The organism is Maricurvus nonylphenolicus (assembly GCF_042854845.1).
GTDB classification, from domain to species: Bacteria; Pseudomonadota; Gammaproteobacteria; order Pseudomonadales; family Cellvibrionaceae; genus Maricurvus; species Maricurvus nonylphenolicus.
The window spans coordinates 5461788-5484442 of the sequence record NZ_AP031498.1; the positions used below are offsets into that span (position 1 = coordinate 5461788).

Genomic DNA, 22655 nt, shown 5'->3' on the forward strand with positions numbered 1-22655 from the left:
ACTAGGTGTATGGGACGCATAATCGACGCATTAACCAATGAGCACAACGCAGGCAGCCTGCGGGACTGTTTTTTAATTGCCATGCCGGGCCTCAATAACTCGGTGTTTTCGCACACCATTACCTATATGTGCGATCACAGCGAAGATGGCGCCATGGGCATAGTGATCAACAACCCCATGGATATGGACCTGGGCGAGATCTTTCGCCAATTCAAAACCTCTGACCTGGCCGGTATAGGCGATCAACCTGTGATGGGCGGCGGCCCGGTGCAGGTAGAGCGTGGCTTTGTGCTGCACAGCCCGGACAGCGTGTGGGAATCCACCCTCGGCGTCTCAGAGGAAGTCAGCCTTAGCACCTCGCGGGACATTATCGAAGCCATGGCCCAGGGCAAGGGCCCGGCAAAAGCGCTGGTGGCACTGGGTTATGCTGGCTGGGGCCCCGGTCAATTGGAAGCAGAAATTGCCGACAACGCCTGGCTGACGGTGCCTGCCGATAGCCGCATTATTTTCGACACCCCCATTGAACAGCGCTGGTCAGCAGCGGCAAAGCAGTTGGGTATCGACCTGAATCTGATCTCTTCTACCGCCGGACACGCCTAATACGGCGCAATTTCCTCCATGACTCAAACCCTGCTCGCCTTTGATTACGGTGTGAAAAACATCGGTGTCGCTTACGGCCAAACCCTGAGTGGCACCGCCACTGAAATTCCACCCATAAAAGCCCGCGACGGCGTGCCCAACTGGGACGATGTGGCCGCGCTACTCAAGGAGTGGCAGCCAGATGTGTTACTGGTGGGTTTGCCACTGAATATGGATGGCACAGAAAGCGAACTTTGCCCACGGGCACGCAAGTTTGGCAACCGATTACATGGCCGCTTTGGCGTCAAGGTAGAGATGGTGGATGAGCGCCTGTCGACCTTCGCCGCCAAGGAAGAAGCCGCAGAGCGCGGTCATAGAGGTAATTACGGCCAAGCGCCGGTGGACTCTATTGCCGCCCGATTGATTCTCGAAAGCTGGATGAACGGGCAGTAACAACCGGATCCAGCCGCAATAACTGACCATCGCTACTGTCCGTCAGTAGATAAATCTCACCACCTTTGCCCACTTCGATGGTACGAATACGCTGACCAAAAGCCTCAAAGAAGCGCTGCTCTTCATCAACCTGCTCTTGTGTGGTTTCCAAGTGCACCATGCCCAGGCCCAGTAGGGCACCCACCAACAAATCACCACGCCACTGGGGAAACGCATCGCCGCGGTAAACCGCGAGACCAGATGGGGCGATGGAGGGGGTCCAGTGCCACTTGGGCATCACAGTATCTTCAGGGGCAGCATTCTTGATCGCCAGGCCGCTGTATTCACGGCCAAAGGTTTGCAGTGGCCAGCCATAATTGGCACCCGCCTTGAGGATATTCACTTCATCACCTCCGCGCGGGCCGTGCTCATGCAACCACATGCGCTGACTGACCGGATCAAAGGCCAGCCCCTGGGGGTTGCGATGGCCGTAGGTGTAAATCTCCGCCATCACATCCTTACGCCCGACAAACGGGTTATCTTTCGGCACACTGCCATCGGCGTTTAAACGCAATACCTTGCCCGCATGGCGACTCAGATCCTGGGCCAACTTGCGATGTCCGCGATCTCCGATCGTCATATACAGATAACCACGATGATCAAAAGCCAGACGCGAACCAAAGTGACGTGTGCTGCGGCGCACGGCATTGGTCACCAACAGCTCCTCAAGCTCACTGAGCTGCAGACCACCCTTCCAACGAGCCCGAGCCAAAGCTGTGGTAACACCGCCTTTCACCGATTTACTGTAGCTGAAATACACCCAGCGACTTTGCTGAAAATCCGGCGCCAGCTTGATATCCAGTAACCCACCCTGACCAACCTGCTTGGCAATGGGGACACCGTAGATGCGCTGCTTATCACCCGTCGCCAAATTCACCAACACCAGGTTACCCGGCTTTTCGGTTACCAGCGCCCACTGCTGGTCCACCAACGCCAAGCCCCAGGGCTGGTTAAGACCACCGCTGACATTGTGAACAGTAAAAGGCTCTGCCGCCTGTAATGACACAAGCGGCAACAGAAGCAAGACCAACCGAAAAACAAAACCCTTTGCCATGGGGCATCCCTGTAAGACTGATATAACGGTTCTTTTATGATTTTTTACTATTCAAAGCATAGATCAGGATTCAAATAAAACCTGACCATTAAAACGCCCACTAAAACGGCTCATAAAAACTGCCCATTAAAAAAGGGAGCCGAAGCTCCCTTTTTGTCCCAACAAACACTAAAACAGTTTGGGCTTATCGCTTTCGTCGTCCTGAATACTCAACTCATCAGCCGCATGAGATAGATAATCCGCATCCGTCTCTGAAGCCAGCTTGATCATCAAGCGCAGGTCATTGGCAGAATCCGCATGGGAGAGGGCATCTTCATAGGTGATCTCGCCGCGATCATACAAATCGTACAACGCCTGATCGAAAGTCTGCATCCCCACTTCGGTGGATTTTTTCATCAACTCTTTCAGATCTGCCACTTCACCTTTACGAATCAGGTCTGCCGCCAGCGGTGTATTTAACAACACCTCCAGACACGCACGGCGGCCGTTGCCGTCCGGGGTTGGAATCAACTGCTGAGCGACAATGCCTTTCAGGTTAAGTGACAAGTCCATCCACAACTGCGAGTGACGATCCGGTGGGAAGAAGTGAATAATCCGATCCAGCGCCTGGTTAGCGTTGTTGGCGTGCAGAGTACAAAGACACAGGTGACCGGTTTCTGCGAAGGCAATGGCGTGGTCCATGGTCTCCCGTGAACGCACCTCACCAATCAGAATCACATCCGGTGCCTGACGCAGGGTATTTTTCAGAGCGATCTCGAAAGAGTCCGTATCAATCCCCACCTCGCGCTGGGTAATGATGCAACCCTGGTGCTGGTGAATAAATTCAATCGGATCTTCGATAGAAATGATGTGGCCTTTGGAGTTGCGGTTGCGGTGTCCAATCATCGACGCCAACGAGGTCGACTTACCGGTACCGGTAGCACCCACAAAAATCACCAGACCACGTTTGGTCATGGCCAGTTCTTTAATCACTTCCGGCAAACCCAAGTCATCAATCTTGGGAATATTGGTTTCAATACGACGCAGCACCATACCCGCTAGGTTGCGCTGATAAAATGCGCTGGTCCGAAAACGGCCAATACCGCGGGCACTGATGGCAAAGTTTAATTCTTTATTTTCCAGAAATTCCTGACGCTGCTTTTCGTTCATCACACTCAACACCGTCTCGCGCGCTTTTTCCGGCGACAGCGGTGTGGTGGTAACCGGCACAACTTTACCGTGCAGTTTCATGGACGGCGGTACACCAGCGGTAATAAACAGGTCGGAAGCACCCTTCTCAACCATCAGGCTTAGTAAACGTTCAAAATCCATTGCTGTGTCCTGCCTTTAGAAATTCTCTGGCATTTTGGCCTTCTCACGCGCGTGTTCGCGAGTGATCAAACGTCGCTCAACCAAATCAGCCAAACACTGATCCATGGTCTGCATACCAACAGAAGCACCGGTTTGAATCGCCGAGTACATCTGCGCAACCTTATCTTCACGAATCAGGTTACGAATCGCCGGGGTACCGCGCATAATTTCGTGTGCCGCCACACGACCACCGCCAACTTTTTTGATCAGGGTTTGGGAAATTACCGCCTGCAGGGATTCCGACAGCATGGAACGCACCATGGCTTTTTCTTCAGCGGGGAATACATCCACCACCCGGTCGATAGTTTTGGCCGCTGAGGTGGTGTGCAGGGTACCGAATACCAAGTGACCGGTTTCTGCCGCAGTTAATGCCAGGCGAATGGTTTCCAAGTCCCGCATCTCACCTACGAGGATAATATCCGGGTCTTCCCGCAGCGCCGAGCGCAGTGCTTCGGCAAAGCCGTGGGTATCGCGGTGAACTTCCCGCTGGTTGACCAGACACTTTTTCGATTCGTGGACGAATTCGATAGGGTCCTCAATGGTCAGAATATGTTCGTATTTGTTGTCGTTGATATAGTCCATCATCGCCGCCAGGGTGGTGGACTTACCGGAACCGGTCGGCCCGGTGACCAGCACAATACCACGCGGGGTCTGCGAGATGTCACGAAACACCTGACCCATGCCCAGCTCTTCCATGGTTAACACCTTGGAAGGAATGGTCCGGAATACGGCACCGGCACCGCGATTGTGGTTAAAGGCGTTTACACGGAAACGTGCCACACCGGGAACTTCAAATGAGAAATCCGTTTCCAGAAACTCTTCAAAATCCTTACGTTGCTTGTCATTCATAATCTCATAAATCAGACTATGAACCTGCTTGTGCTCCATGGCCGGCAAATTAATTCGCCGCACATCACCGTCAACACGAATCATCGGTGGTAATCCGGCGGACAAGTGCAAATCCGAGGCCCCCTGTTTCGCACTAAAGGCCAAGAGTTCCGTAATATCCATAAATAACCTTATATCACTGCTTATTATTGTTTGAGGTCCACTTTAACCGTGGGCCTCAACATAACATGAATCCATTACTACTGGGGCTACAATACCGCCCTGATCAACCAAGTATATGCCGAAGATGTCAGACAGCCTAATCCCCAATAACCTGGTAAGTACTCGCCAACGTATCGATGACGCCTGCGCTCAAGTCGAGCGCGACACACACACTGTGCTGCTACTGGCCGTCAGCAAAACCCGACCCGCCAGTGATCTGCGTATCGCTTACGAACAGGGCCAGCGGGCCTTTGGCGAAAACTATCTCCAGGAAGCCCTCGACAAAAAAGAGGAATTAAGCGACCTGGATATCCAATGGCACTTTATCGGCCCCATTCAGTCAAATAAAACCCGCGCAATCAGCGAAAACTTTGACTGGGTTCACAGTGTGGACCGTCTTAAGATCGCCAGACGCTTAAGCGAGCAACGCCCCAGTGCCTTGCCACCTCTCAATCTGTGCCTGCAAATTAACCTCGATAACGAAGACAGCAAGTCAGGCATCAGCCTGGAAGAACTGCCCGAGCTGGCCCAACAAGTCCAAGAATTACCCGGTGTAACACTACGAGGTTTGATGGCAATTCCGGCAAAACGTGAAAATCCCGAGGAACAGCAGCAAGTATTTGCTAAACTCTGCGACGCGCTCGACGCCCTGCGTCGACAAACAAACAATACATCGTTGGATACCCTCTCAATGGGCATGTCCGGCGATATGGAAGCGGCTATTGCCGCTGGCGCCACCATCGTCCGTATCGGAACCGATATTTTCGGGGCGCGTAACCATGGTTAAAAGCTAAACAGCAGTCTTAAGGAAACGATTTTGAGCAAAGCAAAGATTACCTTTATTGGCGCCGGCAATATGGCCGCCAGTATTATTGGCGGCCTGGTCAAGAAGGGTTACCCAGCCGACCACATCACCGCCTCTGACCTGCTGCAGGACAACCTCGATCGCCTGCAAGGCGAGTTCGGTATTATTCCCCAAGCCGACAACGCCCTGGCCGTCAAAGACGCCGATGTGGTGGTTCTGGCGGTTAAACCCCAGGTAATGAAGCCCGTTGCCGAAGGCCTGAAAGCGCACTTGAAAGCAGACAGCCTGATTATCTCGATCGCAGCCGGTATCACCATCGACAGCATCAGCCAGTGGATTGGTGATCTGGCCATTGTCCGCTGTATGCCCAACACCCCGGCCCTGGTACAAACCGGTGCCAGCGGCCTTTACGCCAACGCCGCTACCAGTGAGGCGCAAAAACAAAGCGCCGATGAAATCCTCAGCGCTGTCGGTATTGTCGAGTGGCTCGAAAGTGAAGCACTGCTCGATCCGGTAACGGCCGTCTCCGGCAGTGGCCCGGCCTATTACTTCCTGATGATGGAAGCCATGATTGATGCCGGTGTTGCCCAGGGCCTGAGCCGCGCAACCGCCACCCAACTAACCCTGCAAACCGCCTTGGGAGCAGCCCAACTGGCGCAGAACAGCGATGTCGATGTGGCAGAACTGCGCCGTCGGGTAACATCCCCCAAAGGCACTACCGAGCAGGCTATCCTGTCTTTTGAGCGCGATGGCTTACGTGATACCGTCAGTCGCGCCATGCAGGCCTGCACCGATCGCTCAATTGAACTGGCCAAAGAGCTGGGCGAATAACACAAACAAAGGGTCACTGATAAAGGATTTAAGGAGTAGTTATGTCTTCAATGACAGGACCGATGGTGGAAATAGGCACCCTGATCATTCAAACCCTCGGGTCACTCTACCTGCTGGTGGTTATGCTGCGATTTTTATTCCAGCTGGTACGCGCCGACTTTTACAACCCGCTGTCTCAGTTTGTGGTTAAAGCCACCAACCCGCTACTGATTCCTCTGCGTAAGGTTGTACCTGGTATTTACGGGATAGATGTTGCCTCACTGATTCTGGCGCTGATCGTCCAGTATATTGCCATTCAGCTCACCGCCTTTGTGTTCGGCTTTGGCGTGATTAACCCGATTCACGTACTGATGTGGGCTGCGGTAGGCATCCTGTCACTCACTGCCAATATCTTCTTCTGGGGTCTGCTGATCATGGTGATTGCCAGCTGGGTAGCGCCACAGAGCTATAACCCGGCGCTGCTGCTGATCCGCCAGCTGGTTGAACCGGTATGCACCCCATTCCGCCGCTTAATCCCGCCTATGGGCGGCCTGGATATTTCCATTATCTTTGCCTTCCTGGCTCTGAATGTGGTGCAAATCCTGATCAAATACCTGGCAGGCATGGTGGGCATTAACAGCCAAATCAGCCATCTGGTTCTGGGGATTTAATTCTCATCCCATCTTCAAGCCTTTAAGTTCAAGCTCCTGCGCTCGCGGGAGCTGATCCCATCCACCCTCGCCGAAATACCCAAAGCCAAGCTAATCGGCTGATTCTATTACGGTTTTTTCTAAGCAGCTCTTTTCTAGCGTGAACTATTCGGTTTTAATAAGCGTCCTAAAAAATAACAATCGAACAATAACTAGACAAAAGCGATAGTGCCCGCTGGCGCTAACAAGCTTTCTTGCAGGCACGCCATGGATGTAAAAACGCTTTATAAACAGATGGCCACCTACGCCAGCTGGAAACAGGAGCTCGCCGTACAACTGGCGGAGTTCCAGGCGTGGACCAATGAATACCGCATTGGCAGTGGCGAAATAAAACACTGCCTGCATCAGGCCCTGCTTAAACTGAGCGATAACAGCTTCACGCTGGCTCTGGTAGGCGAGTTCTCCCGCGGCAAAACCGAAATCATCAACGCCCTGCTGTTTGCCGATTATGGCCAACGCCTGCTGCCTTCGCGCCCGGGCCGCACCACCATGTGCCCCACCGAAATTTTCTTTGATCCGCGCAATTTTCGCGACGACAAAGGCCGCGATTGCGTACGCCTGCTGCCCATAGAAACCCGTCGCGGCAATACCAGCCTGGCCAGCTTCAAGCGCATTCCACAAAACTGGGTGACCCTGCATTTTGATCCGCGCAATCCGGTAGAAGTCGCCAACGCCATGGCCCAGATCAGCCGAGTTAAAAGTGTCAGTGAAGCCGATGCCCAGGCACTGGGGTTTGATTGCGACAGCCTGCTGCGCAACGCCAAGGGCGAAGTCGAAATACCCGCCTGGCGTCACGCCCTGGTCAATCTCGACCACCCGCTGTTGCGCCACGGTTTGCGCATTATCGATACACCAGGGCTCAATGCCCTGGGTAATGAGCCGGAGCTGACCCTTAACAATTTAAGCCAGGCCCAGGCTATTTTATTCCTCCTGGGTGCGGACAGCGGTGTTAGCGCATCCGATATGCAACTGTGGCGTGACCATGTTAATCACCTGCGCAGCAATGACAGCGCCCTGGTGATCGCCCTGCTCAACAAAATAGATACCCTGTGGGACGATTTGCTCTCAAACCAGGATATAGACCTTAACCTGCATCACCTGCGTGAAGTGACGGCGCGTCAGCTACAACTGCCCATGGAACATGTGGTGGGCATTTCTGCCAAACAGGGCTTGTTGGCAAAAGCCGCCCAGGATGGCCCGCGCCTGAAACGCAGCAAACTGCCCGAGCTGGAGAGCCTGTTGGCCCAGGCCATTGTCAGCCACCATCAGCAGTTGGCAGGGCATACCGCCATTGGTGATGTCCTGCGCATGATGCAGTCAACCCGCGATAACCTGAAACAGCGCCTGTTTAGCGCCGACAAGGAACTCGAAGAGTTACAGCAACAGCCAACTGATCAGGACTTTTTGGCAACCCTCGACCGCCAGCGCCAACACGTCAAAGAGCAGCAGGGCCGCTTCCACCGCCTGTCGCTAAGCCTGCGCTCGCACCAAAAGCAGCTGGCCAAACATCACCGCCAGCTGGAAGCCAAAGCCAACCCACAGCGACTGGAAGAACTGATCACCGAAACCCAAACCAGCATGCGCAAAAGCTGGTCTGCCAAGGGTATGACCCAGGCCATGGAAGACTTCTTTAAAGGTTTGCACCATAAGCTGGACAACCTTGCCAGCGAGACGTCAGCGGCCAATCAATGTCTGAGCCATATCTATCAGCGACACCCCAGTACGACGCCCGAAGAGCTGCAAAACCATCGCTTGAATATAGAGCCCTTCCAGGTGCGTTTACGTCAGCTGCAACTGCAAGCCGAGCAATTCCAATTGGGGTTGCGACCATTTTTCAGCAACCGCAAGCGCCTGATCGCCCGCTTTATCAATACCGTGATTCAGGAAAGTCGCCAGCTAAATCTGCAGCTCAACGATGCGATAAACTGCTGGATCAAACAGGCTCTCGGCCCGCTGAACCATCACACCCTGCATCAAAAACAATTGCTCGAGCAGCAGATGGTGCAACTGGCCAACCTCAGTCAGGAGCATGACGCCCACAAGACCCGTCGCGATCGCCTGCAGCAATTGCGCGCCCATATCGCCCGACACGAAGAGGCGCTTTACGCCCTGGATAAAGTCCTGCGCGACGTGCAGCTATCACCACCGACAACCAGCTTCACATCCCTGAAAACGCACGTGGTTTCACTTTCGGCATAACGCCCCATAACCGCCAACGGGCTGCCTGCAACCCTTGCAAGCAGCCACACGCAACTTTAGACTTGCGCATCAATAACTTAGGCGCCTAATCCTGGATATAGGCGCCTTTCCCTAAACAGTAAGAGATCTCCATGCCGCAGCCGTTTGCCGCAGATTCTGTCGGTCTGGTTACCGCCCAGACCCTGCATTTTGACACGCCCCTGGAGTTGGCCTGTGGCCGCGTGCTCGACGAATACGACCTGGTGGTGGAAACCTACGGCGAGCTCAATGCCGATAAATCCAATGCCGTGCTGATTTGCCACGCCCTGTCGGGTAACCACCACGCGGCGGGTTACTACAGCGAAGACGATAAAAAACCCGGCTGGTGGGATAACTATATTGGCCCCGGCAAGCCCATCGATACCAATCAATTCTTTGTCGTATCACTTAACAACCTAGGCGGCTGTCACGGTTCTACCGGCCCAAAATCCATTAACCCCGCAACGGGCAAGCCCTGGGGGCGAGACTTCCCGCCCCTGCGCGTGCGCGACTGGGTCCACAGCCAGGCACGCCTGGCCGACCACCTGGGTATTGAGCAATGGGCCGCGGTTGTTGGCGGTAGCCTGGGCGGCATGCAGGCCATGCGCTGGGCGCTGGAGTACCCGGATCGCCTGCGCTATTGCGTGGTGATTGCTTCGGCCATGAAGCTAACCGCGCAAAATATTGCCTTTAACGAAACCGCGCGTCAGGCCATTCAAACCGACCCCAACTATCGTGACGGCCATTACCTGGACGAGGACACCTACCCCAAAGGCGGCTTGTCGATTGCCCGTATGATTGGTCATATCACTTACCTGTCCGACGACGGTATGGGGCAAAAGTTTGGCCGCGAGCTACGCAGTGGCAGCTTCCAGCAGGGTATCGATGAACCGGTCGAGTTCCAGATCGAGAGCTACCTGCGCCACCAGGGCAATGTGTTTTCCGATGTTTTCGATGCTAACACGTACCTGCTGATGACCAAGGCGCTGGATTACTTTGATTTGGCCCGTGAGTACGGCGACAACCCTGTGGCCGCCTTCCAGGGCGCCAAGTGCAAATTCCTTGTGGTGTCCTTCACCACCGACTGGCGTTTTTCTCCCGAGCGCTCCCGAGAAATTGTTAACGCCCTGATCGGCGCCGACAAACAGGTCAGCTACGCCGAAGTGGAATCCGAATACGGCCACGATGCCTTTTTGATTCCCATCGAGCGTTATTACAGCCTGTTTCAGCGCTATATGGGCAATATCGCCAGCGAAATCCAAGGACAGTCCTCATGAATGCATCCGCGACAAAAGCCCTGCGTCGTGATCTCGATGTGATCCAGCGCTGGATTGCCCCCGGTTCCCGCGTACTGGATCTCGGTTGTGGCGATGGCACGCTGCTGGCCAACCTGCGCGATAACAAACAGGTTAATGGTTATGGCCTGGAGATATCCCCGGATCAAATTACCACCTGTATCGGCAAAGGCCTGAATGTTATCGATCAGAACCTTAATGACGGTCTGGATAACTTTGCCGATAAAAGTTTCGATGTAGTGGTGATGACCCAGGCCCTGCAGACCATGCATGCCCCCCATGAAGTGCTGAAAGAAATGCTGCGAGTGGGCAAGGAGTGCATTGTTACCTTCCCCAACTTTGGTCACTGGAAAGCCCGCTGGCATCTCGCCTCACGCGGTCGTATGCCAGTCTCTGACCTGTTGCCCTACGAATGGTACGACACCCCCAATATCCACTTTTGCACCTTCAAGGACTTTGAAATCCTCTGTCGCGATTTGGGGATTCGTATTCAGCAACGCCAGGTGGTCGCCATGCATCCTGTAAGCCGACTGCTAAAGGGACTGCGACCCAACCTGTTTGGCGACACCGCTATCTACCACCTGAGCCAATAACGGTATCAGGCACTACACTTAGTAGATAACCTGGAAGGAAAGGGACAATATCTAAATTAGGAGAGACCTATGTTTTGTCTAAAAGTGTTTCGCAACAGCACCCTGCTAGTGTCCGGCCTGCTTGCCATCCTCTTCACCCATAATGCTCTCGCCGATGCCAAACCCTACCAGGATTTTGGTGATTACCGCGTTATCTACACGGTATTTAACAGCAGTTTTATCAAGCCGGATATCGCCAAGACCTACAACATTACCCGCGGCAAAAGCCAGGCGCTGATCAATGTATCGTTGATTAAAAACACCGCCGACGGTTCCACCGAAGGCCTACCTGCCAACATCAGCGGCACCGTTACCAACCTGATGCAGCAACAAAAAGTCCTGAAATTTGTTGAGGTTCAGGAACAAAATGCCGTGTATTATCTGGCGCCGCTGCGTTTTACCAATGAAGAGGTGCTTAACTTCGCGATCGAGGTCAAAACCAGCGCCAATGCCAAACCCTTTGAGCTGGAATTTACCAAAACCCTCTATGTCGATAAGTAATACCCAAACCATCGTTCTTGCCAGTGGCAATGCTGGCAAGCTGCGAGAATTGCAACTGCTGCTTGCTGATCACAACTTCGATGTACGTTCACAGTCGGAATTTGATGTTCCCGAAGCCATTGAAGATGGCCTGAGTTTTGTCGAAAACGCCATCATTAAAGCCCGCAACGCCTGCAAACATACCGGTCATGCCGCCATAGCCGACGATTCCGGTCTGGAAGTCGACGCCCTGCAGGGCCAGCCTGGCATCTACTCTTCGCGTTACGCCGGCCCCGACTGCAACGACAGCGACAACAACCAGAAATTGTTAAACAGCCTGGAAGGTTTAACCCAGGCTGAGCGTACGGCGCGTTTTCAGTGTGTGTTGGTGTATATGCGCCACGCAGAGGACCCATCACCCATCATCTGCCAGGGCAGCTGGGAAGGCCGCATCCTGCAGTCATTAAGTGGTGAAGGCGGCTTTGGTTACGACCCACTGTTTTACGTACCGGAGCAAGACTGCGCGGCAGCTGAGCTCAGCAAGGAAGCCAAAAGCGCAATCAGCCATCGCGGTAAAGCGATGGCCAAGCTGCTGCAAGCACTTGCCTCGAAAGACTAAGTCAACCCATGTTATCGCTGCCGCCGCTTTCTCTTTACGTGCATATCCCCTGGTGTGTGCGTAAGTGTCCCTACTGTGATTTCAACTCCCATGTTGCTGGCAAGGAATTACCCGAGGCGGAGTACCTGGCCGCTCTGGAAGCCGATTTGCAGCAGGAACTCGCCTATGTACAGGGACGCAAACTGCACAGCATTTTTATGGGTGGCGGCACACCGAGTATATTTTCTGCCCAGGCTATTGGCCAGATTCTGACGATGGCCGAAAAACAGATTGGCTTTGAATCGGATATCGAAATCACCCTGGAAGCCAACCCCGGTACTTTTGAGCAAGAAAAATTCAGCGGTTACCGGCAGGCAGGAATCAATCGCCTGTCCATCGGTATTCAAAGTTTTAATGACGATCACCTGCAACGCCTGGGGCGCATCCACAGCCATAATGAGGCCGTAAACGCCGTGGCCATGGCCCGCCAGGCAGGCTTTGATAATTTTAATCTCGACCTGATGCACGGGCTGCCCAATCAAACCGCCCAGCAAGCGCTGGCTGATTTGCAACAGGCCATCGATTTACAACCGGAGCATATCTCCTGGTACCAACTGACCATCGAGCCCAATACCGAGTTCTACAGCCGCCCGCCAACACTGCCTATCGATGATGAACTGGCCAATATTCAGGATCAGGGTCATCAACTATTGCAGGACAACGGCTACGCCCAATACGAGATTTCTGCCTACGCCAAACCCCAGCGCCAGTCACGCCACAACCGTAACTACTGGCAGTTTGGCGACTACCTCGGCATAGGCGCAGGCGCCCACGGCAAGGTTACCCTGTTAGAACCGCAGACAATGTTGCGGCGCCAGAAAACCCGCTTGCCGCAACATTATCTGGATAACAATCGGGACTTTTGTAGCGCCAGTAATCCCATTCCCGGCGACGAGCTGGCGCTGGAGTTTATGATGAATGGCCTGCGTTTAATCAATGGCGTCTCCACCGATCTGTTCAGCGCCACCACCGGCCTGGATCTGGAGGTTATTCGTGAACCTGTTGAGCGATTGCAGCAACAGGGATTATTGCGCTCCAAAGAGGGGCTTTTGGCCACTACCCGCGAAGGCAACCGCTACCTCAACAGCGTCTTGCAAGCCTTTGTTTTGTAAGACTTTAGTCATATCACCTTATTTGCTGCCCGGCACCCTGTAGCCACGTGCCTTGGGGCCAAAATCTGCTACACTCTTTGGAAGTGGCATAAGAAAGCCCATGGAAGATCACAAATCGCGCTTATCACATATAGACGACGAGATTTTGCTACCACCAGCTGCGGATGATTCCATTAACCGTTTGAGGACAGTCACGGACCCACGTCATACATGCTAAATCTCGGCGAATATAGACGTAAAAACCCCATTGCGACCAAGCTGATGGGGTTGATCCTGCTCAGCAGTTCGCTAATTGCCCTTATCGCTATTGGCCTGCAGCTCTACCACAGCTTTCACTACGATATTACCGAACTGGAAAAACGCCTCGACCAAGTGCGTATTTCCACCCTGCCCAGTATCACCAAAAGCCTGTGGGGCTTTGATGAAGAGCAACTCAATGTTCAGATTCAAAGTGTGCTCAAGGTTGAAGACGTGGTACAGGTCACCGTTATCTGGCGCGACTGGAACAATATGGAACAGGCCATGATGGCCAGTTCACTGGATATGAATCTGGATATCGCCGAGGTGGAAAAGGCCACCCGCAACGTCCTGATCCGCGAATACCCGCTGGTGTATGAAGCCGAGAACTCCCCCAACCAAACCCTGGGCAAGCTGGTGGTTACTGCCAGCCTGCAAGGTGTGTATGCCAAACTGTGGGAGCGGGCGATTTTTATCGGCACCCTGCAGGGCACCAAGACCCTGATCATCTCCATTTTTATCCTCTGGCTGGTGCGAACCCTGCTCACTCGCCATATGGAAACCATCGCCGGTTATGCCCGCCAGTTAAATATCGACAACCTCAAGCGCTCCCTGCGTTTAAACCGCTTTAGAGCCGCCGACAAAAATCCCGATGAGTTGGACAATGTGGTCGACGCCTTCAACCAGATGCGTGAATCCCTGCTGGAAGATATCGAGCAACGCCGCACCATGGAACTGGCACTGCTGGCAGAAAAAGAAGAGAAGATGGAATCCCAGCGACAAACCGCTGCGGCCGAAGATGCCAACCGCGCCAAGAGCCAGTTCCTTGCCACCATGAGCCACGAAATTCGCACACCCATGAACGGTGTTATCGGCATGGTGGAACTGCTGCGCGACACACCACTCAACGACAGCCAACAACATTATCTGGATGTGATTCATCGCTCCGGTGAAACCTTGCTGACCATCATCAACGATATTCTCGATTACTCGAAGATCGAAGCCGGCAAAATGGAACTGGAAAGTGCCAGCTTCAATCTGGAAGATTTAATCGAGGACTGTGTGCAACTGTTCGGCGCTACCGCCAACAAACGCCGCATCGAACTGGTTGGCAGTGTCAGCCCCACCACACCGCTGTACCTGAAAGGTGACCCCACCCGTCTGCGCCAGGTATTAATCAACCTGCTGGGCAACGCCTTTAAATTTACCACCAACGGTTATATCACCATTGAAGCCAAACGCGAGCCAGGCCACGATCTCGATAATCCCCTGGTACGCTTTAGTATTTCCGATAGCGGTATCGGTATTTCTGAAGAGGCCCAAAATCGTCTGTTTGAATCTTTCAGCCAGGCTGACAGTTCAACCACACGCAAATACGGTGGTACCGGTTTGGGACTGGCCATCTGTAAACGCCTGGCAGAATTGATGGGCGGCGAGATTGGTGTCACCAGTACCGAAGGCGAGGGTTCCTGCTTCTGGTTTACCGCAAAATTTGAGCGCGATGTCACCAAGGTGGAACCACAAACCACCAAAGCGCTGGCATCCTTGGCCGGTACTCGCTTGCTGATGGTAGAAGACAACACCACCCTGTGTGCGATCCTCAGCCATCATTGCCAGAGCTGGGGCGTTTCTGTCGATCTCGCTCACAAAGGCCGCGAAGCGTTGGAGCTGTTACGTAGCAACGCCGATAACGGCAAACCCGAGTATGACTTTATTTCCCTCGACTATATGCTGCCCGATATCGACGGCCTCACTTTGGCCGGTGAAATTCAGGAGCAATGGCCTGAGATCAGCTCCAAGTTTTTTGTTCTCAGCGGTGCCGATATCCCGTTAAGCAGCGATGTACTGGAAGCGAAAAAAATCCACACCGCCCTGCGAAAACCGATTTCGCCCCGCAAGCTGAAAAAAGAACTCGCCACCTTAATGGGCAAGGAGCTCACCACAGAAGCCGCCAGCGACGACAGCAGTGTTGATCACGGCGCAAGCTTTGCAAACCTGCGGGTGCTGGTGGCAGAAGATAATGCGGTTAACCGCATGGTGATTAAAGGCCTGCTCGGCAAATTGAGTATTAAGCCACTGATGGTAGAAAATGGTCTGGAGGCCTACAACACGGCAACCTCAGCTGATAAGCCATTCGATCTGATTTTAATGGACTGTGAAATGCCCGAGATGGATGGCTTCGAGGCCACTCGCCAGATTCGCCAGTTCGAAAAACAACACGGTCTTACCGCCACCTCTATTGTCGCACTTACCGCTCACGCCATGCAGGAGCATCGTGAGGCGGTTTACGCCTGCGGCATGAATCACTACCTGTGCAAACCTATCACCCTGGATGAATTGCGCACGGCCTTCGACAAGCTGGGCCTGTCGAAGTCGCCGCAACACGCCATGTCTGAATCTGATACTAACTGGAATATTTAACCGGCATATTTAACAGGTATTGCCACGGCACCGCTAAAATGCTCGCGATCCGCATCTGTTGCCGTTTCTTTGCACTCACCACGAATACGCGATTTACCCTGTTCTGCAAAACGCTCCAGCACCATATAACCTTCGCGGCAGTAACCACTGGTTTCGAGTTTTTGATCAAGTAATGCCGTTGTCATTTTCTCCAACTCATCACTCCTGTCTTTTCTTCCTCCTCCACCTTTGCGCTCTCCACGAGCAGGCGGTCGCATACCACTTTTGCCACCCTGGCGCTCAGGGCGTTGCATGCTTAAGGTAAAGACAAACATCTTACTGCCATCTTGCGTAATATGCGTTGAGAAATCCTGCGAGAGGGCGGGGGCCGGGCGCTTCTGTCCCGGTCCCGAACAGGCCGTTATACCTGCAACCGCCCCCAACAATAAAATGCCAGGTATAAACTTCATATTAATCCCCTGTATTAATCATCGTTCTGTTGAGCACGGCGTTTTTCCAAACGCTCTTGCAGGCGTTCATACTTTTTCAGCGGCATGCCATTCTTAGCCAGCTCCAGCTCTTCAACCAACGAGTCATCCCTGGTGACGATGGACACCTCAAAGCCACTACGGGTAGATGAAACCTTGCCAACTTTCAGGTTTTCATTGCCCTTCATAATCAGTCGAGCCTCCATCAAGGTGCGAACCTGGTCTTTGCTTAACTCTCGGGCCAGCATTTCTTCAGGATCCATATGATGCGCTTTGAATGGCCCACCGTGCTTGCCCATACCAAAGCCTCGATCACAATCTTTGCCACCCGGCATGGCAAAAGCAGAGCCAGCAGAGAGGGCGGCAACCAGGGCTGAGATCATCAATAATTTCTTTTTCATAGCAGTATTCCTCTTGGACTAAGTAAGGGACAGGGCCTTGAGAGCAAGCACCACCCCGTGTTGGTGAGTTCATTGGAACACAGCATCCGCGCCAGGATTTGCCAGGAATCTGTCAATTTGTCGCAACTGGTCGCAGCCCTGATACAATTTGATACAGTTGCCTAAACGTGAATTTGCAATAATAAACCCAGCAATAACACGAGAAACCCGGATTTATGTCAGAGACGCATATTCTGGTCGTCGACGACCACCAAGATATACGAGACCTGTTAGGCAGTTATCTGTCACAGCACGGTTTTCGCGTCAGCCTGGCTAATGGTGGCGAACAGATGCGCAGCCAACTGCAACCGGGAAATGTCGATCTGGTGGTGCTGGACATTATGATGCCGGGTGAAAGCGGACTGGACCTGCTAAAAGAACTGCGTACTCATGATGACCTGCCAGTGATTATGCTGACCGCCATGAGCGAAGATGCCGACTGCGTACTGGGTTTGGAAATGGGCGCCGACGACTATGTCACCAAACCCTTTAGCCCGCGGGTATTATTGGCTCGTATTAAAGCGGTGTTAAGACGGCCAAAAGAGGAATCTCCAATCGCGAAACCTGATAGCGATTACCTGCGTTTTAAAGGTTGGGAACTCGATATACACCAACGCCAACTCAGCCGTCATGACGGTGTGTTAATTTCCCTAAGCAGCGCCGAGTTTACCTTATTAAAAGTTTTCCTATCCCATCCGCAACAGGTGCTTAGTCGCGATGAACTGCTAAACCTCACCAAAGGTCGTGACGCCCTGCCGTTTGATCGCAGTATTGACAACCAAATCAGTCGCCTGCGCCGCAAGATTGAAAGCGACCCCCACAATCCCACGCTGATTAAAACCATTTGGGGCGGCGGTTATATGTTTACGGAAGCTCTGCAGTCGTGAAAATGCCCTGGCCAAAAAAATTGCGCACACAAATGGTTGTGCTGGTACTAATCACCTTAATTCTGGCGCAGGGTATTAGTCTGTGGGTGCTTTCCAATGCTCACAGTAAAGCCCTGGAAAGTCATAACCAGCGCTTTCTGTTTCGTCAGCTATCCGCCATTGTACAGCTGCTGGAGTCCACTCCACCCAGTTTGCATGAAAACATACTGTCCGCCTGGCATCGCCCGGGCATTCATTTTCAACAACTCGATTCGCCCAGCATTAATAAAACTGACAAAGAAATCGAGGCACGACTAACTGAACGCCTAACCCTGTGGCTAGGGGACGAGTACCGCGATCGCATTCGTGTAGCCGTAGAAATGAAGGACAAACCGCCACGGCGATACAAAGCAGATAAAGAAAGGTATAAGGAAAAACACTCACACCATCGCCGGCCGCCTTTGCCCCTGGAAACACTTATTATCGAAGTGCAATTACAGGATAACCGCTGGCTGCAAAGCCAGGTCGCCACACCGGCGGTATCTCCACTCGCAGCGCGGCAGACACTCACGTTTTTACTGATTTCCAGTGTCTTGGTTCTGGCCGTTGTCATCTGGCGCCTGCGCAGAATTACCCGCTCACTCAGTGATCTGACTCAAGCTGCCAGCGATCTTGGTCGCGGCCAGAAGGTTGCCGCACTCGACGCCCAGGGGCCTGAGGATATCAAAACCGCCATTAACGCATTTAATCATATGAGTGAGCGACTCGACCGCTTTGTGCTGGAGCGTACTCGCATGCTTGCGGCACTGTCTCACGATTTGCGCACACCTATCACCAGCATGCGCTTGCGCCTGGAGCTGATGCAAGCCAGCGAAGAGCGAGATAAGTTGTTGGCAAGCCTGGAAGACATGCAGCAGATGTCTGAAGCCACGCTGGCATTTATTCGCGAAAGCGGTGATACCGAAGCAACCCGCCAGGTTGATCTCACGGCGTTATTAGACAGTTTGTGTGATGACTTTATTGATCTCGGCGCCGCGCTGACGTTTGATCAAAGCTCAACACCAGACCAACCGCCTATCCTGGCTTGTCGACCGGTCAGTCTTAAACGCGCGCTACGCAATCTGTTGGAAAACGCGGTTAAATACGGAGAAAGTGTTAACGTAAATTTAAGCGAAAACCCTAATGGCCATATCGTCATACAGATACAGGACCAAGGGCCAGGAATACCCGAGACGGAGCTTGAACGCGTCTTTGAACCTTTTTATCGGGTGGAGTCTTCCCGTAACCGGGACACGGGGGGGATTGGCTTGGGCTTATCAATCAGCCGGCAGGTGATTGTTAACCACGGCGGTGAGTTGCGCTTAAAAAATACCACGGCGGGATTATTAGTCGAGATTGAACTTCCCCTCAAATAAAAACGGGCCCAAAGATAGAAAGGGCCCGTTTTTATTTCTTGGAATCAACTTCTACCTAGCAGCAGCCACCTTCCTGACCACCACCCGCGTGTGAACCACCTTTGGTTTCACTAGCTGGACGCACTGTTCCGGCAGGCTTGCTAAAACAGCCGTTGTTAATATCTGTTGCTGGCTGCATGCCAATAAAGTGATCGGCGTAATCACCGCTGGTTAATAACTCATAGGTACGCTTGGATACCGCTGTGCGCTCGCCACGAACAAAAGTATTACCTAAATCATCCGCCACGACACTGAATGGTCCGCGGTACAATATCGCCTGACCCGCATCAATCAGACCAGTCTTTGCAGGTTTGGTCGCCGTCAGGGTGACTGAACGGAACTCGATACCCTCAACCACTTGCCAGGGATCCGCTTCCCACTTGTCGTAACCCACACCGACAAAACCGGCATCCAGGAAGGCGTCAATAAATTCTTTTTCCTGGAACGCCCCAGAGATACAACCACTCCACAAGTGCGGATCGTTTTGCAGGTGCTGCGGTACCAGCTCATCACAAACGATGTCGGAAATCGCTACTCGGCCACCGGGTTTTAATACGCGAAAAATTTCCGCCAGCATCTGTACACGATCTTCCTGGGCAACCAGATTCAGTACACAGTTGGATACCACCAAGTCAACACTCTCGCTATCAACCAATGGTGCGGTGGAACGTTGTTGTTTCTTCCAGTCTTCCAAGGCCTGCAAGGATGTCGCATTGGTGACAGGGCTTTCTGCCAAATAGTTTTCCATGGCCTCAACGCTCAAGGCTAAGTCCTGGATATAACCCTTGCGAAAATCCACGCGGTCGCCACCAAGTTTGTCTGCCATTTCCGGTTGATACTGACGAGCCAGGGCCAACATATCATCGGTCATATCAACACCGATCACGTGGCCTTGTTCGCCGACAATCTGGGCGGCCATATAACAGATTTTTCCACCGCCACTACCAAGATCCAGAACGGTGTCCCCTTCGCGAACATAACGGGAAGGATCACCACAACCGTAGTCACGTTCGATAATTTCCTGTGGCAAAATCTTTAATAACGAGGTGTCGTAATCAACCGGGCAACACAGCGCTTCCTGACGTTCTTTCGCGCCTTCCGCATAGCGGGCACTGACTTCTTTTTTTACACTTAATGCTTCTGTCGACATAATCTTTTCCATACTTACATATTTATCATCGCACTTGCCTAAGCAGGTGCAACATTAATTCGTTGTTACACTAATTCCGATTCCAACGATGGAATTTCTCCACCCAGCGCAATACCCCTTCGGGTTTATTGGCCTGTTTCCAGACACCTGCCGTGTATTTATTGGCTTCTGCCATCGTCGGGTAGATGTGGATAGTACCGAGTATTTTATTGAGGCCAATGCCATGTTTCATGGCCAATACCCACTCGCTGATCAGATCGCTGGCATGATAACCGACAATGGTCACACCCAGTACCTTATCGCTGCCTTTGCGGGTCAGTACCTTCACAAAACCTCGCGCTTCACCGTCGGCAATGGCACGATCCAGATCATCAATACCGTAACGGGTGACATCAACCTCTATATGCTGCTCCTGGGCATCCATTTCATTCAGCCCCACACGCGCCACTTCGGGATCGGTAAAAGTGGCCCAGGGTACCACGCGATAATCCACTTTAAACTTGCGCAGCTTGCCAAACAGCGCATTCACAGCGGCATACCAGGCTTGGTGTGCCGCCATATGGGTAAACTGGTAAGGCCCGACAATATCACCACAGGCATAGATGCTGGGAATATCCGTGCGCATATACTCATCGACCTGCAAGGTACCCTGCGGGGTTAACCCCAGCGGCAAATCGCTGAATTGTTCACTGTTAGCTTTGCGACCCACCGCGACCAGCAACTGATCAAAGGCCACATCGATAACGCCACCACTCGCCGTTTCCAGCTGTGCCAGTTTCTGCCCATTTCCTTCCGGCGCATTATCGCATGTGAAAGCGACGGTTTTATGATGCACCAACACCTCAATGCCATCCTCGGCAAAACACTCGGCCACATAGCTCGCAACATCTTCATCCTCCCTGGGCAGGATACGCGGTGCCATATCCACCAGAGTGACCTTAACCCCCAGGCGGGCAAAAGCCTGTGCCAGCTCACAGCCAATAGGGCCTGCGCCCATCACCATTAGCCGCTCAGGTTGCTCACGCAACTGCCACAAGCTGTCTGAAGTCAGATAGCCGGTATCTTCAATACCGGGAATAGAGGGCACAAAGGGGCGGGCACCACTGGCAATGACAATATTTTTGGCCGTCATACGCTGCACGCCAGCCTCACTTGTCACCTCGACCTCCCAGGGCGAAACAATACGCGCCTCACCCTGAACACAGTTAACACCCAACTCGGTATAACGCTCCACCGAATCGTGGGGCTCAATGGCATCAACGACACCTTGAACACGCTCCATCACAGCGGGGAAGTTCACTTCACCACTTACAGGCTGTATACCAAACTCGGCGGCGCGAGCCAGCGTCTTTTTCACATGGGCACTGCGGATTAACGCCTTGCTGGGTACACAACCGGTGTTGAGGCAATCACCGCCCATCTGGTGGCGCTCAATCAAGGTCACCTTGGCTTTCACTGCCGCAGCAATATAGGCACTGACCAGGCCGCCACTGCCAGCACCGACGACCAGCAGGTTGTTATCAAACTGCTTGGGTTTCTGTGCGCGGTAGGGGGCCAGGGCGCGACGGCGCTGCCAGGCACCCATGAAGGCTTTAACGATATAGGGGAATATGGCCAGCAGCACAAAAGCGCCAATCAAGCCTGGGGTGAGGATGCCCGCAGCACTCAACTCTTCCACCGCACCTAACTCGGCACCGGCATTCACATAGACAAATGTTGCCGGCAACATGCCCAGCTGGCTAACCCAGTAAAAAGTCCAGGCGCGGATAGGTGTTAAACCAAACACTGCGTTAATGGCAAAGAAAGGGATAACAGGAATCAGGCGCAGACTGAACAGATAGGAGGCGCCGTCTTTTTCCACACCACGGTTAATGGTCTCAAGGTAACGGCCAAAACGCTGCTGTACCCAATCGCGCAGCAGTGTGCGGGAAATCAGAAACGCCAGGGTTGCCCCCAGGCTGCTGGCAAACGACACCAGTAGCACACCCCAGCCAAGGCCAAATACCGCACCACCCATAAGGGTCATCAAGGCAGCTGCTGGCAGAGACAGGGCGGTTATCAATACATAGGCACTAAAGTAGATAACCCCTGCCTGTACCGGATTGTCCGCCACCAGCGTCTGTAAGCGCTCCAGGGACAGGTATTGGCTCAGATCCAGACCATAAAATACGCCCACTAAGGCGGCTATCACCACGATAAGCCATAACTTCCGACTTTTCATACTTGTTTTCCTTATCTCTTGGCTGGACTATTTGCTGGCCCGTTTGCTGGTATTGCTGCCGGAATTTGAGCATCAAATTCTGGTTCAGTTCCCTCACCCAGGGTATCAAGCCTAATGTCTTTCCACCTTGGCTTAAACTCACATAGAAATTGAGG

Annotated in this window: 21 protein-coding genes; 14 read left to right on the forward strand and 7 right to left on the reverse strand. The window is 53.0% G+C overall.

Translation table 11 applies throughout. The features are described 5' to 3' along the window. The first annotated feature begins 9 nt into the window (after positions 1 to 9). Positions 10 to 600, forward strand: a complete 591-nt coding sequence (locus ACGHZ6_RS23705; RefSeq protein WP_390616545.1) for a YqgE/AlgH family protein — start codon at positions 10 to 12, stop codon at positions 598 to 600. Between the two features lie 18 nt (positions 601 to 618). Continuing rightward, a complete protein-coding gene (gene ruvX / locus ACGHZ6_RS23710; protein WP_390616546.1) occupies positions 619 to 1032 on the forward strand; it encodes a Holliday junction resolvase RuvX in 414 nt (137 codons plus the stop codon). On the opposite strand, the gene ACGHZ6_RS23715 is transcribed toward ruvX, so the two are convergent. From ACGHZ6_RS23715 to ACGHZ6_RS23725, 3 genes are all read right to left on the reverse strand, one after another. After that, the gene (locus ACGHZ6_RS23715) at positions 986 to 2125 is read right to left on the reverse strand and encodes a PQQ-dependent sugar dehydrogenase (RefSeq protein ID WP_390616547.1); all 1140 of its coding nucleotides are present in this window, start codon (positions 2123 to 2125) and stop codon (positions 986 to 988) included. The two genes, ruvX and ACGHZ6_RS23715, sit on opposite strands and share 47 nt — an antisense overlap. A gap of 168 nt (positions 2126 to 2293) precedes the next feature. Next, a complete protein-coding gene (locus ACGHZ6_RS23720) occupies positions 2294 to 3436 on the reverse strand; it encodes a PilT/PilU family type 4a pilus ATPase (RefSeq protein WP_390616548.1) in 1143 nt (380 codons plus the stop codon). A gap of 15 nt (positions 3437 to 3451) precedes the next feature. Further along, positions 3452 to 4486: a type IV pilus twitching motility protein PilT gene (locus tag ACGHZ6_RS23725; protein ID WP_390616549.1), complete on the reverse strand. Its 1035-nt coding sequence runs from the start codon at positions 4484 to 4486 to the stop codon at positions 3452 to 3454. Between the two features lie 124 nt (positions 4487 to 4610). On the opposite strand from ACGHZ6_RS23725, the gene ACGHZ6_RS23730 reads away from it, so the two are divergent. The 10 genes from ACGHZ6_RS23730 to ACGHZ6_RS23775 all read left to right on the forward strand — a co-directional run bounded on the left by ACGHZ6_RS23730 (position 4611) and on the right by ACGHZ6_RS23775 (position 15902). Beyond that, positions 4611 to 5312 carry a YggS family pyridoxal phosphate-dependent enzyme gene (locus tag ACGHZ6_RS23730; protein ID WP_390616550.1) on the forward strand — a complete coding sequence of 234 codons (702 nt, stop codon included), beginning with the start codon at positions 4611 to 4613 and terminating at the stop codon, positions 5310 to 5312. A gap of 30 nt (positions 5313 to 5342) precedes the next feature. After that, the gene (proC, locus tag ACGHZ6_RS23735; RefSeq protein WP_390616552.1) at positions 5343 to 6161 is read left to right on the forward strand and encodes a pyrroline-5-carboxylate reductase; all 819 of its coding nucleotides are present in this window, start codon (positions 5343 to 5345) and stop codon (positions 6159 to 6161) included. A 41-nt stretch (positions 6162 to 6202) separates the two neighbouring features. Beyond that, positions 6203 to 6811: a YggT family protein gene (locus ACGHZ6_RS23740; protein WP_390616553.1), complete on the forward strand. Its 609-nt coding sequence runs from the start codon at positions 6203 to 6205 to the stop codon at positions 6809 to 6811. Between the two features lie 246 nt (positions 6812 to 7057). Further along, entirely contained in the window at positions 7058 to 9049 is a 1992-nt protein-coding gene (locus ACGHZ6_RS23745) for a dynamin family protein (protein WP_390616554.1), read from the forward strand. A 131-nt stretch (positions 9050 to 9180) separates the two neighbouring features. After that, positions 9181 to 10344 carry a homoserine O-acetyltransferase gene (locus ACGHZ6_RS23750; RefSeq protein WP_390616555.1) on the forward strand — a complete coding sequence of 388 codons (1164 nt, stop codon included), beginning with the start codon at positions 9181 to 9183 and terminating at the stop codon, positions 10342 to 10344. Positions 10345 to 10364: 20 nt separating this feature from the next. Further along, positions 10365 to 10955: a methionine biosynthesis protein MetW gene (gene metW, locus ACGHZ6_RS23755; protein ID WP_390619208.1), complete on the forward strand. Its 591-nt coding sequence runs from the start codon at positions 10365 to 10367 to the stop codon at positions 10953 to 10955. A 69-nt stretch (positions 10956 to 11024) separates the two neighbouring features. Next, positions 11025 to 11495 (forward strand): DUF4426 domain-containing protein, encoded by a 471-nt coding sequence (locus ACGHZ6_RS23760; RefSeq protein WP_390616556.1) that lies wholly within the window; start codon positions 11025 to 11027, stop codon positions 11493 to 11495. Next, a complete protein-coding gene (gene rdgB / locus ACGHZ6_RS23765) occupies positions 11482 to 12093 on the forward strand; it encodes an RdgB/HAM1 family non-canonical purine NTP pyrophosphatase (protein ID WP_390616557.1) in 612 nt (203 codons plus the stop codon). Before ACGHZ6_RS23760 ends, rdgB begins: the two co-directional genes overlap by 14 nt. A gap of 8 nt (positions 12094 to 12101) precedes the next feature. Continuing rightward, entirely contained in the window at positions 12102 to 13244 is a 1143-nt protein-coding gene (gene hemW, locus ACGHZ6_RS23770) for a radical SAM family heme chaperone HemW (RefSeq protein ID WP_390616558.1), read from the forward strand. 210 nt (positions 13245 to 13454) lie between these two features. Then, positions 13455 to 15902, forward strand: a complete 2448-nt coding sequence (locus tag ACGHZ6_RS23775; RefSeq protein ID WP_390616559.1) for a response regulator — start codon at positions 13455 to 13457, stop codon at positions 15900 to 15902. On the opposite strand, the gene ACGHZ6_RS23780 is transcribed toward ACGHZ6_RS23775, so the two are convergent. Both ACGHZ6_RS23780 and ACGHZ6_RS23785 read right to left on the reverse strand, forming a co-directional pair. After that, positions 15899 to 16351, reverse strand: coding sequence for a hypothetical protein (locus tag ACGHZ6_RS23780; protein WP_390616560.1), 453 nt, complete (start codon positions 16349 to 16351; stop codon positions 15899 to 15901). The genes ACGHZ6_RS23775 and ACGHZ6_RS23780 overlap by 4 nt on opposite strands. A 14-nt stretch (positions 16352 to 16365) precedes the next feature. Next, positions 16366 to 16770, reverse strand: a complete 405-nt coding sequence (locus ACGHZ6_RS23785) for a hypothetical protein (protein WP_390616561.1) — start codon at positions 16768 to 16770, stop codon at positions 16366 to 16368. Positions 16771 to 16985: 215 nt separating this feature from the next. On the opposite strand from ACGHZ6_RS23785, the gene ACGHZ6_RS23790 reads away from it, so the two are divergent. Together ACGHZ6_RS23790 and ACGHZ6_RS23795 are read left to right on the forward strand one after the other, a co-directional pair. Then, on the forward strand, positions 16986 to 17696 hold the full coding sequence (locus ACGHZ6_RS23790; protein WP_390616562.1) for a response regulator: 711 nt from the start codon (positions 16986 to 16988) through the stop codon (positions 17694 to 17696). 2 nt (positions 17697 to 17698) lie between these two features. Then, complete coding sequence (locus ACGHZ6_RS23795) at positions 17699 to 19090, forward strand: sensor histidine kinase (protein ID WP_390616563.1); 1392 nt, start codon at positions 17699 to 17701, stop codon at positions 19088 to 19090. A 55-nt stretch (positions 19091 to 19145) separates the two neighbouring features. On the opposite strand, the gene ACGHZ6_RS23800 is transcribed toward ACGHZ6_RS23795, so the two are convergent. Together ACGHZ6_RS23800 and ACGHZ6_RS23805 are read right to left on the reverse strand one after the other, a co-directional pair. Beyond that, complete coding sequence (locus ACGHZ6_RS23800; RefSeq protein ID WP_390616564.1) at positions 19146 to 20279, reverse strand: methyltransferase domain-containing protein; 1134 nt, start codon at positions 20277 to 20279, stop codon at positions 19146 to 19148. Positions 20280 to 20349: 70 nt separating this feature from the next. Further along, the gene (locus ACGHZ6_RS23805) at positions 20350 to 22500 is read right to left on the reverse strand and encodes an FAD-dependent oxidoreductase (protein WP_390616565.1); all 2151 of its coding nucleotides are present in this window, start codon (positions 22498 to 22500) and stop codon (positions 20350 to 20352) included. Positions 22501 to 22655: the final 155 nt, after the last annotated feature.